Raw genomic sequence first — 13,224 nt, 5'->3', positions numbered from 1 at the left:
CCCACAAGGGGAGAAGGGGAGGCGCGCGCGTGACCTCACCCGGCGCAACCATCACCAACGAAGGCATCCGCTTCGCCGCCTGGTCGGCGTCGGCGAGACGCCTTTGGGTCTCGATCTTCGACGATGCCGGCGAGCGCGAGATCGACCGGCTCGAGCTCCAACCGGAAGGCGAGGGCTTGCGCGCGCTGCTCGTCACCGGCCTTGCCAGCGGTACGCGCTACGGCTTCCGCGCCGATGGTGACTACACCCCCGAGCGCGGCCTCTGGTTCGACCCGGAGAAACTGCTCACCGACCCTTACGCCATCGAGATCGACAGACCGTATCAATTCAACTGGCGGCTTGCCGCCAAACGCAACGAAGGCGCCGACACCGCGGCATTGATGCCCAAGGCGGTCGTGGTCGCGCTGCCGCAACCGGCCGCGCTGTTGTCGCCCGTCTTCAAGCCCGGCGGCCTGATCTATGAGCTCAATGTCCGCTCCTTCACCAGGCTGCATCGCGACGTCCCGGAAGCGCAGCGCGGCACCATCGCCGCGCTCGCCCATCCCGCCATCATCGAGCACCTAAGGAAGATCGGCGTCTCCGCTGTCGAACTGATGCCGATCACCGCCTCGATCGACGAGCGGCATCTGCCGCCGCTCGGGCTCCACAACGCCTGGGGCTACAATCCCGTCACCTTCATGGCGCTCGATCCGCGCCTGGCGCCGGGCGGCCTAGCCGAATTGCGCGACACGGTTGCCGCCTTGCGCAAGGCCGGCATCGGCACCATCCTCGACCTCGTTTTCAACCACACCGGCGAGAGCGACCGCTTCGGTCCGACGCTGTCGCTGCGCGGCCTCGATGCGCAGGCCTACTACCGGCACGAGCCGGACGGCAGGCTGGTCAACGACACCGGCACCGGCAACACCATCGCCTGCGACCATCCGGTCGTCCGCGAAATGGTGCTCGACACGCTGCGCCATTTCGTCCGCCATGCCGGCGTCGACGGTTTCCGCTTCGACCTGGCGCCAGTGCTCGGCCGCGTCGACGGCACGTTCCACCCGCAAGCGCCGCTGCTTCAAGCCATCGCCGCCGATCCGCTGCTGGCCGACCGGGTGCTGATCGCCGAACCCTGGGACATCGGCCCGGGCGGCTATCAGCTCGGCAATTTTTCTCGACCCTTCCTCGAATGGAACGACCGCTACCGGGACGATGTCAGGCGCTTCTGGCGCGGCGATACCGGCACGATCGGCACCCTGGCGACCCGGCTTGCCGGCTCGTCCGATGTCTTCGCCAGGGCAGCGCAGGACAAGAGCCGCAGTGTCAATTTCATCGCCGCGCATGACGGCATGACGCTGGCCGACCTCGTCGCCTATGAGCAGAAGCACAACGAGGCCAATGGCGAGCAGAACCGCGACGGCCACGGCGACAACCTGTCCTGGAACAATGGCGTCGAGGGCGGGACCGACGATGCCTCGATCGTCGGGGCGCGGCTCGGCGATCAGCGCGCGCTGCTTGCTACGCTGTTTGCCTCGCGCGGCACGATCATGCTGACGGCGGGCGACGAGTTCGGCCGCACGCAAGACGGCAACAACAACGCCTACGCGCAGGATAATGCCATCACCTGGCTCGACTGGGCCGGCCGCGATCAGGCGCTGGAGCGGTACGCGGCAGCGCTCAGCGCGCTGCGCCGCGCCGTGCCGGCGCTTTCGGATACGCGCTTCCTGAGCGGCCAGCCGCAAGCCGGTTCAGTGCCCGACGTTGCATGGCTGACCGAAGCCGGCGCGCCGCTTGGCGAGGCCGACTGGAACGACGCGCGGCGGCATCGTCTCGCCATGGTGCTTGGCGGGGCCAGCGCCGGCGATGGCCGCCTCGCCGTCATCGTCAACGGCGATCGCCGTCAATGCGTCTTCACGCTGCCGGAACGGGCCGGGTTCCGCTGGCATGCCGCCATCGAGGCGGCGGATGGCGGCGTCGACCTGTCGCGGCCGGTGCCGGGACGGACGGTGGTATTCATGATCGAGCGCAAGGCCGGCGGTCGGACACGCAGCGGGAAGGACAAGGGATGACTGAGGGCAATGGGGAGCGGGGGGCCGACTGGTGGCGCGGCTGCGTCATCTACCAGATCTACCCGCGCTCCTTCCAGGACACGACGGGCGACGGCAGCGGCGATCTCAAGGGCATCACCGCCAGGCTCGGCCATGTCGCCTCGCTCGGCGTCGACGCCATCTGGCTGTCGCCCTTCTTCAAGTCGCCGATGGCCGACATGGGCTACGACGTGTCGGACTATCGCGACGTCGATCCGATGTTCGGCACGCTCGAGGATTTCGACGCGCTGGTCGCCGAGGCGCACCGGCTCGGCCTGAAGGTCGTCATCGACCAGGTGATCTCGCACTCGTCCGACAAGCATGAATGGTTCGTCGAGAGCCGCGCCAGCCGCGACAACCCGAAGGCCGACTGGTACGTCTGGGCTGATGCCAGGTCCGACGGCAACGCGCCCAACAACTGGCTGTCGCTGTTCGGCGGACCGGCCTGGGAGTGGGATGCCACCCGCCGGCAGTACTACATGCACAATTTCCTCGCCGCCCAGCCCGACCTCAACTTCCACAATCCGGAGGTTCAGGACGCGGTGCTGGACACGGTGCGCTTCTGGCTGGAGCGCGGCGTCGACGGCTTTCGCCTCGATACGGTCAACTACTATTTCCATGACCGCTGGCTGCGCGACAACCCGCCCCTGGCGGAAAGTGTCGCCGGCACCAACGGCGCCACCACCACCTATGCCTTCCAGGAGCATCTGTTCGACAAGACGCGGCCGGAGAACCTCGACTTCCTCCGCCGCTTCCGCGCGCTGCTCGACGAGTATCAGGACCGCGCCGCGGTCGGCGAGGTCGGTGACGAGGACCGCTCGCTGCAGACGCTCGCCGCCTACACCTCCGGCGGCGACAGGCTGCAGATGTGCTACACATTCGACCTGCTCGGGCCGCAATTCTCGGCGGCGCACATACGCGGCTGCGTCGAGGCTTTCGAAGGCGCCGTCGCCGACGGCTGGGTCTGCTGGGCCTTCTCCAACCACGATGTCGTGCGCCATGTCAGCCGCTGGACGCGGCCGGGCGGCGATCCGCACAGGGTGGCGAAATTCTCGATCGCGCTGCTCGCCTGCCTGCGCGGCTCGATCTGCCTCTACCAGGGCGAGGAACTCGGCCTGGAGGAAGCGGAGCTCACCTTTGAGGATCTGCGCGACCCTCTCGGCATCCGCTTCTGGCCAGGCGTCAAGGGCAGGGACGGCTGCCGCACGCCGATGGCCTGGGAAGCCGGCGCCGACAATGGCGGCTTCACTGCGGGCAAGCCCTGGCTGCCGCTGCCGGCCAGCCACCGCGCCCGCGCCGTGGACGTCCAGAGCGGCGAGGAGGGATCGGTGCTTTCCGCCTACCGGGCGGTGCTTGCCTTGCGCAAGCGGCACCCAGCGCTGGTCAGCGGCTCCATCCGCTTCCTGGATACCGAAGGCGATGTCCTTGCCTTCGTCCGTGAGGGTGAGGGCGAGAGGCTGGTCTGCATCTTCAATTTCGCCGACGAGCAGGTAAATTGGGCGTTGCCTGGGGATTTGGGGCCAGTTGAAGCGATTGACCTTGGCACCGCTTCGGTCATTGGCGAAGACGTACTGGTGCTGCCGCCGCTAGGTACCTTTCTGGGGCGAATCAACCTGACCCGGTCAGGGTCCGTCGAGGCTTGGTGATGCTCATAGAATTTACGAACGATGTCGCGTTCGGGGAGCAACCGCCATCTGTAGTTGTGTTGTGCACGCTGCACGAGATACGCGAGCTGTCTTCGAAGTTGTTGCTCCGCGATATTATCGACATGTCGTCTGGATTCAACGCTGTTTTTTTGGGCGGGATATCTGGCTTCCAAGTCACGATTGTCAATGAAAACGAGCACTTGGTGAAGATTCAAGACGGAAAAGTATTGATATCCTTGTCTAAGGAACACGCTGGTGTGATTTCAGCGATGCTTGATCGAATAGATGCGCAAGGCCAGACCATATACGTCGATTTCGATGGCCTGAACCTCTTTGAAGAGGCAAATTTGATTATCTCTGCAACCTGACTACTGCACCAGCACGGAGCGCCCGCAGGTCCCACCGGTGACCCGGATATCGGCTTCGCCGACATGCACGCCGAGCGCACCAAGCACGTTGTAGACCAGGCTGTCGACCGGCGCGGTCACGCCGTTCAGCACCGTCACCACCGCCGGCTTCACGGTGCCGAGGAGGGCGGTGACGTCGAGGCCGGCACCGAGCGCCTTGACCGACAGCGACAGGTTGTTGACCAGCGAGGTGGAGAGCGACTGCGTCAGGTTCTTCGTCGACACGGTCTTCATCGTCTTGGCGGCGATTTCGGTGGCGTTGAAGGTCAGGTTCGTCGGCGCCATGTTGGTAACCGAGAACGCCGAAGATCCGTTGATCTGCAGCAGGCTGAGGTTGACCAGCAAGAGCTTGACGCTGACGTCGGCGATTTCGGCGTCGCTAAACGATTGCGGCTTGGTGAAGTCGGCAAAGCCGTTGGCGTTGGTGTCGGCGAGATGCGCGGCGACGATGCCGGGCTGTGCCGCGATCGTGACCTTCAGGCTGTCGGGACGGCCGGTCGGGCAGCTGACGTCGGTGAGCTTCGCTTCGGCATAGGCCACTTCGACATTGAGCGGCAGGTTGACGGCGAGCAGCTTGATGCCGCCGCCCAAATTCACGCCGGCGTTGCCGTTCCCATTGTTGCCGCTGCCGATGCCGACGCTGGCATTCAGCTTGATGCGGGTCTGCGCGGTGCGCACCACGGTGCCGGCCTCGCCGACTCTCAGCCAGGGCGAGGATTGCGGCGGCTCGCCGATGACGATGCTGAGCGTGGTGGAGGTCAGCCCCGGTATGGTGGCGCCGAGATTGACCTGGACCTGGTTGGTGCCGTTGGCAAGTGCCGCCGCCGCCGTCATCATGCTCATGGCGCTCGTCGCGACGGTAAGCCCCGCCGGCTTCTGGCCGACGCCGAGGCTGCCGACGGAGCCAAGATCGATGAGGTGGCTGAGCGGGATCTTGACCGTGTTGGTTGCGCCGGCGGCCATCGTCTGCAGTGCCAGCTTGGAGGTGCGGTCAAGCCCCGGGACATTGGCCATGGCTGTAGCGATCTGGCCGATGGTGGCCTTCGAAGCCACCACGTCCGAATAGCTCACGCCCGTCAGATGCAGTTGCGTCGCCAGCGCGTCGGTGAAGGAGAGCACGTCGACATCGGCCGATATCAGCGCGTTGTAGTCCATCACGCTGAGCGAGATGTTGGTGCCGAGCAGGCCGCCGAGCAGCGCGTTGAGCACGCCGCCATTGAGGCTGGCGAGCCGCGACCCGACCGAGAATGCGGCTTCCGCCTGGGCGCTGGCGGTGGCCGTCGTTCCGATCACCGGCGGCTTCATCATCATCGCGCCGAAATAGAGCGTGCCTTTCTTCTTCAGCGACACCTGCACGGCGTTGTAGGGCAGCTTGCCGGCCTCGAAACGGCTTCCGGCGGCGATCGAGCTGACGCCGGAGTAGCGGCCGGGCACCACCTGGACGACCGCCTTGCTGGCCGTCGGCTCGATGATCGTCCCCTGCTTCTGGACGGCGACCGAGTTGAAGCCGTTGTCCTTCAGCGTGGTCAGCACTGCCTTCTCGGCATTGTTGATATTGGCCGCGGCGGTGATCGCCGCGAGATCGACGATCGACTGCGCCGCGCGGCGCTCGTTGAACAGCGCGCCTTCGTCTACGGCGAAGGCTGTCAGCGCCAGCGCGACCGGCGCGCTCAGCGCCGCCATGACGGCGAAGTTGGCGCGCCTGTCGGCGATCAGCCGGCTGCCTGATCGCAGCATCGCGGCGGCAGCGGCGCGCATCATATGCCCCCGACGCGGATCGTCGATTGGCGCTTGATCGTCATCGATGGCATCGGCAGGCTGTCCAGCAGGTTCCAGATTGGCAGCTCGCGCGCGTCGTAGCTGACCGAAACGACGAACTGGCTGCCGTCGATGGCGCTGTCCTTGGCATCGACCGTCAGCTTGTGCGGGTCGACGAACGGATAGCCGGCGACGTCGTGATTGATGAAATTGGTGACCAGGGCCTGCCGCTCGGTCTGGTTCAGCCCGGCTATCGCCGTTCGCGCCGCGTCCGCGGCGATCTGCTGGACCGAATGGCTGGCTCCGAAATAGATGCCATATGCAACCATGCCGAGCAAAAGCAGGATGAAAAGCGGCGCCAGCATGGCGAATTCGACCGCCGTTGTCCCGACGGCATCAGCCCGGAAACGAGACCACGAAACACGGCTTTTTGGGTCCTGCAGCATAGTGCGGAGCATGCCAAATCCGCACTGCAAAAACAGAAAACGGATGGAGCAACCGCTAGGTGCAGCAAGTTGAACGTCCTGTTTTTGCTTAAGTCGCCGCTGTTTTAGCGATTGCGCGCTAACTTAGCGTCAAGCGTGCACACAGCACGACTCGGTTGAAATCGGATATCTGTCTGTCTAGTGTCCTGCCACCAGCCGCCGGAAGCGATCGGTGGCACGCCCAAAAGCGACCAAAATTGGTTCAGGGGCGTCAACACGTAATAGGTGTGGCTGAGGGGCCGCGCCGACAGGGAGAACTTCATGCTGAAAAATGTGCTGAAGGCGACGGTGTTCGCCACGACCATGGCCTTGGCCGCGGGCACCTTCTACACGCCGGCTTTCGCCGAGACCGTTTACAACCGCGGATCCGCCGCCGAGGCGGAGACCGTCGATCCGCACAAGACGTCGACGGTCTACGAAGCCGATATCATACGCGACATGTTCCAGGGCCTGGTCATGCATGACCAGAAGACGAACCTCATCCCGGGCGCCGCGGAAAGCTGGACCGTGTCCGACGACGGCACTGTCTACACCTTCAAGCTGCGCAAGGACGGCCTCTGGTCGGATGGCAGCCCGGTGACGGCGGAAGACTTCGTCTATTCGTTCCGTCGGCTGGAAGACCCGGCCACCGCTGCCGAATACGCCTCGATGCTCTATCCGGTGAAGGGCGCTGAGGACTTCAACACCAAGAAGGGCAAGGCAGAGGACATGGGCGTGAAGGCGGTGGACGCCAACACGCTGGAAGTGACGCTGAAGGCGCCGACGCCCTATTTCCTGGAGATGCTGACCCACCAGGCGACCTATCCGGTCAACAAGGCGTCCATAGACAAGCTCGGCGCCGACTGGATCAAGCCGGGCAAGCTGGTTTCCAACGGCGCCTATACGCTGGCCGAATGGGTGCCCAACGACCATCTCAAGCTGGTCAAGAATCCGAAATTCTGGGACGCCGGCACCGTCAAAATGGACGTCGTCAACTACATCCCGACCGAGGATCGCTCATCTGCGATGAAGCGCTTCGAGGCCGGCGAACTCGACAGTTATGGTGACTTGCCGACCGAACAGCTTGCCGATCTCAAGACCAAGTTCGGCGACCAGGTCCGCGTCGGTCCATATCTCGGCACCTACTATTACGCGATCAAGACCGACAAGGCGCCGTGGGACAATGTCGAGCTGCGCAACGCCATCTCGATGGCGATCGATCGCGACTTCCTCGCCGAGAAAGTCTGGCAGAACTCGATGCTGCCCGGCTATTCGATGGTGCCTCCGGGCATCGAGGGCTACACGCCGGCAGTGGCCAAATACGCCGACATGCCACAGATCGACCGCGAGGACGCTGCCAAGAAGATCCTCGAGAAACTCGGCTATACGCCCGAGCATCCGTTGAAGATGGAGATCCGCTACAACACCTCGGAGAACCACAAGAACACGGCGGTCGCCATCCAGGAGCAGCTGAAGCCGCTCGGCGTGGAGGTGACGCTGCTCAACACCGACACCAAGACCCACTACGGCTTCCTCGAGCAGAAGGGTAACTACGACGTCGCCCGCGCCGCCTGGATCGCCGACTACAAGGATCCGGAAACCTTCCTCGGCATCTCGCGCAAAGCGAGCGGCAACAACTACTCCGACTACAACAGCCCGGCCTATGAGGCCGCAATGGACAAGGCAGCCGCCGCCGGCGGCAAGCCCGAGGAGCGCATGAAGGAGCTGGCCGCGGCGGAGCGCGTCCTCGTCGACGACGTCGGCCAGATCCCGCTTCTCTACTACAGCTTCCACGACATCGTTTCCTCGAAGCTGCATGGCTTCGACGACAATGTGATGGACATCCATCCGTCCCGCTTCATCTCCAAGGACTGACAAGAAACCTTGGCCGTGCCGCCGCTGCCATTTTGGGCAGCGGCGGCCGCGGTCTGTCGTCGTACCGGGCCGAAAGTCGGGTTGGATTTTCGGCAATGCCGGTGCGAAGATCAGAGATGCCGGCGTTGCGGGTCTTCGTTTGGAGAGCCGTCACCCTGGCTGAAGCGGGGCGCCGATGCTGCGTTATGTCTTCCGGCGGCTGTTGACCGCCATCCCGACGCTATTCGTCATCGTGACGCTGGCGTTCTTCCTGATCCGTGTCGCGCCGGGCGGCCCGTTCAACCAGGAGCGGGGACTGAGCCCTGAGATCAGGGCCAATCTCGAAGCTCAGTTCGGGCTGGGCGATCCGCTCTGGCTGCAATATGCCCACTATCTCGGTAACCTTTTGCGCGGCAATTTCGGCCCGAGCTACAACATGCCGGATTTCACCGTCACCGAGCTGTTCGCCAAGGGGCTGCCCATCTCGGTCCAGCTCGGGTCCTCGGCGCTGCTGCTGGCCTTGCTGCTCGGCGGCGTGCTCGGCACCGTCGCCGCGCTCAACCAGAACAAGCTTGGCGACTATGCCGTGATCGCGCTGGCGACGGCCGGCAGCACAATTCCCACTTTCGTCATCGCGCCGGTGATCCAGCTCCTGTTCGGCCTGACCTGGAAGCTCCTGCCGATCGGCGGCTGGGGCGACGGCGCCCTGATCAACAAGGTCGGCCCGGTGCTGACGCTTGCGCTGCCGCAGATCGCGATCGTCGCCCGGCTGATGCGCGGCTCGATGATCGAGAGCTTGCGCTCCCATCACATCCGCACCGCCCGCGCGCTCGGACTGTCCGACTGGTCGGTGGTGGTCAAGCACGCGCTGCGCGGCGCCATCCTGCCGATCGTCTCCTTCACCGGCCCGGCGGCGGCGGCGCTGCTCACCGGCTCGGTCATCGTCGAGACCATCTTTTCCATTCCGGGCGTCGGCCGCTATTTCGTCGATGCCGCCCTGAACCGCGACTACACGCTGGTCATGGGAACTGTGGTGGTCATCGCCATCTTCACCATCGTCTTCAACCTGATCGTCGATGTCATGTACGCGGTCGTCGACCCGAGGGTGCGCTATGACTGATATCGCAGCCGCAGCCCCCGCAGTCGTTGGCCGCTCGCTCTGGGGCGACGCCTGGGCGCGCCTCAAGGCCAACCGCGCTGCCATGTTCAGCCTCTATTATCTTGCCTTCATCGCGCTGATCAGCGTGTTTGGTCCATCCCTGGTGCCGCACGAATACACCACGATCTACGGCGACTATGTGCGCACGCCGCCGAGCTTCTCGGCATACCCCAAGCCCGACATGATCCAGACCGCATTGACCGACGCCATCAAGCGCATGCGCGTCGACATCAAGGAATGGCACCAGGACGGCAGCCGCGTCATCGTGACGGTCACGTCCAAGAAGCCGATAGACGACCGCTACATCCGCTATCTCGATCGCTCCGACGCCTTCGACGACACAAAGATCGATAGCAAATCGCCCGACGGGCTCGAAGTGACGATGAGTGCCGCCATCAAGCAGCAATATTTCTACTTCGGCACCGACAACACCGGCCGCGATCTGCTGTCGCGCACGCTGATGGCCGGGCGCATATCGCTGGCCATCGGCCTGCTGGCGGGCGTCGTGGCGGTGGTGATCGGCGTGCTCTACGGCGCCGCGGCCGGCTTTGCCGGCGGCCGGGTCGACGAGGTGATGATGCGCATCGTCGACGTGCTCTATTCGCTGCCCTTCATCTTCTTCGTCATCATGCTTGTGGTGTTCTTCGGCCGCAACTTCGTCCTGATGTTCCTGGCGGTCGGCGCCGTGCTGTGGCTCGACATGGCACGCATCGTGCGCGGCCAGGCGCTGTCGATCCGAAGGCAGGAATATGTCCAGGCCGCCGAAGCCATGGGCGTCGGCCAGCGCGGCATCCTGATGCGTCACGTCATCCCCAATTTGCTGGGCCCGGTGGTGATCTACATGACCCTGCTGGTGCCGCAGGTCATCATCCTGGAAAGCTTCCTGTCTTTCCTCGGCCTCGGCGTGCAGGAGCCGATGACCAGCTGGGGCGTGCTGATCTCGGTCGGCGCCAAGAACATCGGCAGCGCCAACTGGCTGCTTCTGTTCCCCGCCTTCTTCCTCGTCTCGACACTGTTCGCGCTGAACTTCGTCGGCGACGGCCTGCGCGACGCGCTCGACCCCAAGGACCGCTGACATGGCCGCTGCCGAAACGATCCTCGACGTCAGGGACCTTCGCGTCCGCTTCCGCACCCTCGACGGTGCGGTCGAGGCGGTCAAGGGCATCAACATCAACGTCAGGGCCGGCGAGACCGTTGCCGTGGTCGGCGAATCCGGCTCCGGCAAGAGCCAGACCATGATGGCCGCGATGAGCCTGCTGGCCTCCAATGGCGAGGCGACAGGCGCCGTCGACTATCGCGGCCGCAACCTTTTGACGATGAGCAAGAGCGAGCTCAACAAGGTGCGCGGCCGCAAGATCAGCATGATCTTCCAGGAGCCGATGACCTCGCTCGATCCGCTCTATTCGATCGGCAACCAGTTGATCGAACCGATCCGCAGGCATCGCGGGCTGAGCGCGGCGGAAGCGCGCGAGGAGGCGCTGAAGCTCTTGCGGCTCGTGCACATTCCCGATCCCGAACGGAGGATGAAATCCTATCCGCACGAAATGTCGGGCGGCCAGCGCCAGCGCGTCATGATCGCGATGGCGCTGGCCAACGATCCCGACATCCTGATCGCCGACGAGCCGACGACGGCGCTCGACGTCACCATCCAGGCGCAGATCCTCATGCTGCTCGCCGAATTGCAGCGCAAGCTCGGCATGGCCATCGTCTTCATCACCCACGATCTCGGCATCGTCAGGCGCTTCGCCGACCGCGTCTATGTCATGCGCCAGGGCGAGGTGGTGGAGGAGGGCGAGGCCGAAGCGCTCTTCGCCAACCCGCAGCACGCCTACACCAAGATGCTGCTGGCGGCCGAGCCGACCGGCTCCAAGGCGCCGCCGCCGGCCGGTGCCCCGGTGCTGCTCGAGGGCCGCAATGTCGAGGTGGTGTTCAGGATCGGCGGCGGCTTCCTCGCCGGCGAGCCGCTGATGCTGCGCGCCGTCGACAACATCTCGATCCGCCTGAAGCGCAACCAGACGATCGGTATCGTCGGCGAATCCGGTTCCGGCAAGTCGACGCTCGGCCGCGCGCTGCTCAGGCTGTTGCCCAGCGAGGGCCTGATCCGCTTCGGCGACCGCGACATCTCCGAGGCCGACCGCCAGGCGATGCGGCCACTCAGGCGGCAATTGCAGCTCGTCTTCCAGGATCCGTTCGGCTCGCTGTCGCCGCGCATGACCGTCGGCCAGGTGATCACCGAAGGGCTGTTGGTGCACGAGCCGTCGCTCACCGGCAAGCAGCGCGACCAGCGCGCGGTCGAGGCGCTGCGCGAAGTCGGGCTGGATCCCAATTCGCGCAACCGCTATCCGCACGAATTCTCGGGCGGCCAGCGCCAGCGCATCGCCATCGCCCGCGCCATGATCCTGAAGCCGAGGCTGGTCGTGCTTGACGAGCCGACCTCGGCGCTCGACCGCTCGGTGCAGAAGCAGATCGTGGAGCTGCTGCGCAAGCTGCAGGCCGACCACGAACTGTCCTACCTGTTCATCAGCCACGACCTCGCCGTGGTCCGCGCCATGGCCGACTACATCATCGTCATGAAGCAGGGCAAGATCGTCGAGGAAGGGCCGACGGAAGACATCTTCAGCAATCCGCAGGCCGGCTACACCCAGACGCTGATGAACGCCGCGATCGATACGGCGCGATTTCGGATGAGCGCGTAGGGCAGCGGCCCTGTGCCCAGCCGCACAACGCTACGACGGGCACTGCCGCTTTCTTGCCGCGACGATCGCCTGCTGCTGCTGCTGCTGCATCCGTTCGATCCTGGCCGTTTCGCGGTTGGCAACGACCGCCTTCACGCGCTCGCCGCCGAGCAGCCAGTTCGGCACGCTGGTGTTGGCGACCTTGCCGCGTGCGATGGCGGTTTGCGAGATCCCGGTGGCGGTGTCGCCGAGCGCGACGTTGAGTTCCGGGCAGCTCATGCGGTCGTATTTGCCCGAATCGATCGAGGCAAGCCTCGAGGAGCAGCCAACCGCAACGAGCAGCACGGTGATCAAAGTAAACAGGAGTGCTGCCGTCGGCGCGGACCTCATACTTTCACCTGCTCTCGCCGTTTCTCAGTCCCGCACGCCCGTCGAACCAGGGTAGGGCCTCATTAGGTCAAAGCGAGAGCCTGTTGTCGAGCACAATGGAAGGCCAGAGGCCGTTCCGCTCGATTTGCGGCACAGATGGGTGATTTCGGGAGCGGGAGGCAACAAGCAGCCAAGTGCTTGTTTTTCTGGTCGGAGTGGCAGGATTTGAACCTGCGACCCCATCGTCCCGAACGATGTGCGCTACCAGACTGCGCTACACTCCGTGACCAGACCGCGGGCTTATAGCCGCCGCTTTTCGATCCTGCAAGCGCCAATGGCAGTACGTCTGTCGCATTTCGTCACATTCGCCGCGGGCTGTTGAAATCTTCGGGCTGGCTCAGCGATCCGCTGCGCGAAAAGGGCAAGCGGACCAGCACGACGGACTGGCTGACCCGCTTGCCGAAACCTAGCGCAATCAGGCGGCTGACCGATCGAGCATGCTCCAGTCGAACGCGCGCGCCCAGTCGGCAAAGCTGTGCCAGCGCACCTCCTGGAATTCCTTGTGCAAGGCGGGGATGTCGACGTCGTAGCCGACGCTGTCGAACCATTCGAACATCAACGCCGCATCCTCGTTCTGCTGGCGGGCCATGGCGATCGGGATCTCCTGGTAGCCGATCGGGCGGCCGATGGCCTGCGACAGGATTTTCGCCTGCTCTTCGCCGGACAATTCATCTCCGGCGAAATCGAAGCGCTTGCCGAATACCCGTTCGCGACGCTCGATCAGCGCCGCGACGAAGGCGCCGATGTCCGCCAGCGCGACCAGCTGCAG

At 64.6% G+C, this 13,224-nt stretch carries 11 protein-coding genes and 1 tRNA gene; 7 read left to right on the top strand and 5 right to left on the bottom strand.

Features of this window, described 5'->3' with window-relative positions:
- Positions 1-29 precede the first annotated feature (29 nt).
- The 3 genes from glgX to EN780_RS15160 are packed head-to-tail and all read left to right on the top strand — an operon-like array spanning position 30 to position 4,077.
- Complete coding sequence (glgX, locus tag EN780_RS15170; protein WP_128274548.1) at positions 30-2,045, top strand: glycogen debranching protein GlgX; 2,016 nt, start codon at positions 30-32, stop codon at positions 2,043-2,045.
- The gene (locus EN780_RS15165) at positions 2,042-3,709 is read left to right on the top strand and encodes an alpha-glucosidase family protein (protein WP_128274546.1); all 1,668 of its coding nucleotides are present in this window, start codon (positions 2,042-2,044) and stop codon (positions 3,707-3,709) included. Before glgX ends, EN780_RS15165 begins: the two co-directional genes overlap by 4 nt.
- The gene (locus tag EN780_RS15160; protein WP_128274544.1) at positions 3,706-4,077 is read left to right on the top strand and encodes a hypothetical protein; all 372 of its coding nucleotides are present in this window, start codon (positions 3,706-3,708) and stop codon (positions 4,075-4,077) included. The genes EN780_RS15165 and EN780_RS15160 overlap by 4 nt, the downstream gene beginning before the upstream one ends.
- Here the strand turns inward: EN780_RS15160 and EN780_RS15155 are convergent, their stop codons facing one another.
- Positions 4,078-5,874, bottom strand: a complete 1,797-nt coding sequence (locus EN780_RS15155) for a TadG family pilus assembly protein (protein WP_245499975.1) — start codon at positions 5,872-5,874, stop codon at positions 4,078-4,080.
- Positions 5,874-6,239, bottom strand: a complete 366-nt coding sequence (locus EN780_RS15150) for a TadE/TadG family type IV pilus assembly protein (RefSeq protein ID WP_245478389.1) — start codon at positions 6,237-6,239, stop codon at positions 5,874-5,876. Before EN780_RS15150 ends, EN780_RS15155 begins: the two co-directional genes overlap by 1 nt.
- Positions 6,240-6,620: 381 nt before the next feature.
- Here EN780_RS15150 and EN780_RS15145 point away from each other — a divergent pair, with 381 nt between their 5' ends.
- From EN780_RS15145 to EN780_RS15130, 4 genes are all read left to right on the top strand, one after another.
- On the top strand, positions 6,621-8,213 hold the full coding sequence (locus EN780_RS15145; protein ID WP_127311216.1) for a peptide ABC transporter substrate-binding protein: 1,593 nt from the start codon (positions 6,621-6,623) through the stop codon (positions 8,211-8,213).
- Positions 8,214-8,388: 175 nt separating this feature from the next.
- On the top strand, positions 8,389-9,312 hold the full coding sequence (locus tag EN780_RS15140) for an ABC transporter permease subunit (RefSeq protein WP_127393019.1): 924 nt from the start codon (positions 8,389-8,391) through the stop codon (positions 9,310-9,312).
- Positions 9,305-10,426, top strand: a complete 1,122-nt coding sequence (locus tag EN780_RS15135) for an ABC transporter permease subunit (RefSeq protein WP_127312107.1) — start codon at positions 9,305-9,307, stop codon at positions 10,424-10,426. The genes EN780_RS15140 and EN780_RS15135 overlap by 8 nt, the downstream gene beginning before the upstream one ends.
- Before the next feature lies 1 nt (position 10,427).
- Positions 10,428-12,047, top strand: coding sequence for an ABC transporter ATP-binding protein (locus EN780_RS15130; protein ID WP_128274540.1), 1,620 nt, complete (start codon positions 10,428-10,430; stop codon positions 12,045-12,047).
- 30 nt (positions 12,048-12,077) lie between these two features.
- Here EN780_RS15130 and EN780_RS15125 read toward each other — a convergent pair whose 3' ends face one another.
- The 3 genes from EN780_RS15125 to EN780_RS15115 form a co-directional block, all read right to left on the bottom strand.
- Complete coding sequence (locus EN780_RS15125; protein WP_128274538.1) at positions 12,078-12,416, bottom strand: hypothetical protein; 339 nt, start codon at positions 12,414-12,416, stop codon at positions 12,078-12,080.
- A gap of 186 nt (positions 12,417-12,602) precedes the next feature.
- Positions 12,603-12,679, bottom strand: a tRNA-Pro gene (locus tag EN780_RS15120).
- A gap of 191 nt (positions 12,680-12,870) precedes the next feature.
- The coding region (locus EN780_RS15115; protein WP_189556570.1) for an NmrA family NAD(P)-binding protein at positions 12,871-13,224 on the bottom strand (354 nt) is incomplete at its 5' end.

The sequence above is a fragment of the Mesorhizobium sp. M4B.F.Ca.ET.089.01.1.1 genome (assembly GCF_004022605.1).
GTDB classification, from domain to species: domain Bacteria; phylum Pseudomonadota; class Alphaproteobacteria; order Rhizobiales; family Rhizobiaceae; genus Mesorhizobium; species Mesorhizobium abyssinicae.
This window is presented reverse-complemented; position numbering and strand designations above follow the sequence as displayed.

What these genes read in the sequence shown, in the direction of transcription:
- EN780_RS15165 (WP_128274546.1), top strand. Translation starts at nt 2,042, where the DNA reads ATGACTGAGGGCAATGGGGAGCGGGGGGCCGACTGGTGGCGCGGCTGC.
- EN780_RS15155 (WP_245499975.1), bottom strand. Translation starts at nt 5,874, where the DNA reads ATGCGCGCCGCTGCCGCCGCGATGCTGCGATCAGGCAGCCGGCTGATC.
- EN780_RS15150 (WP_245478389.1), bottom strand. Translation starts at nt 6,239, where the DNA reads ATGCTGGCGCCGCTTTTCATCCTGCTTTTGCTCGGCATGGTTGCATAT.
- EN780_RS15145 (WP_127311216.1), top strand. Translation starts at nt 6,621, where the DNA reads ATGCTGAAAAATGTGCTGAAGGCGACGGTGTTCGCCACGACCATGGCC.
- EN780_RS15140 (WP_127393019.1), top strand. Translation starts at nt 8,389, where the DNA reads ATGCTGCGTTATGTCTTCCGGCGGCTGTTGACCGCCATCCCGACGCTA.
- EN780_RS15135 (WP_127312107.1), top strand. Translation starts at nt 9,305, where the DNA reads ATGACTGATATCGCAGCCGCAGCCCCCGCAGTCGTTGGCCGCTCGCTC.
- EN780_RS15130 (WP_128274540.1), top strand. Translation starts at nt 10,428, where the DNA reads ATGGCCGCTGCCGAAACGATCCTCGACGTCAGGGACCTTCGCGTCCGC.
- EN780_RS15125 (WP_128274538.1), bottom strand. Translation starts at nt 12,416, where the DNA reads ATGAGGTCCGCGCCGACGGCAGCACTCCTGTTTACTTTGATCACCGTG.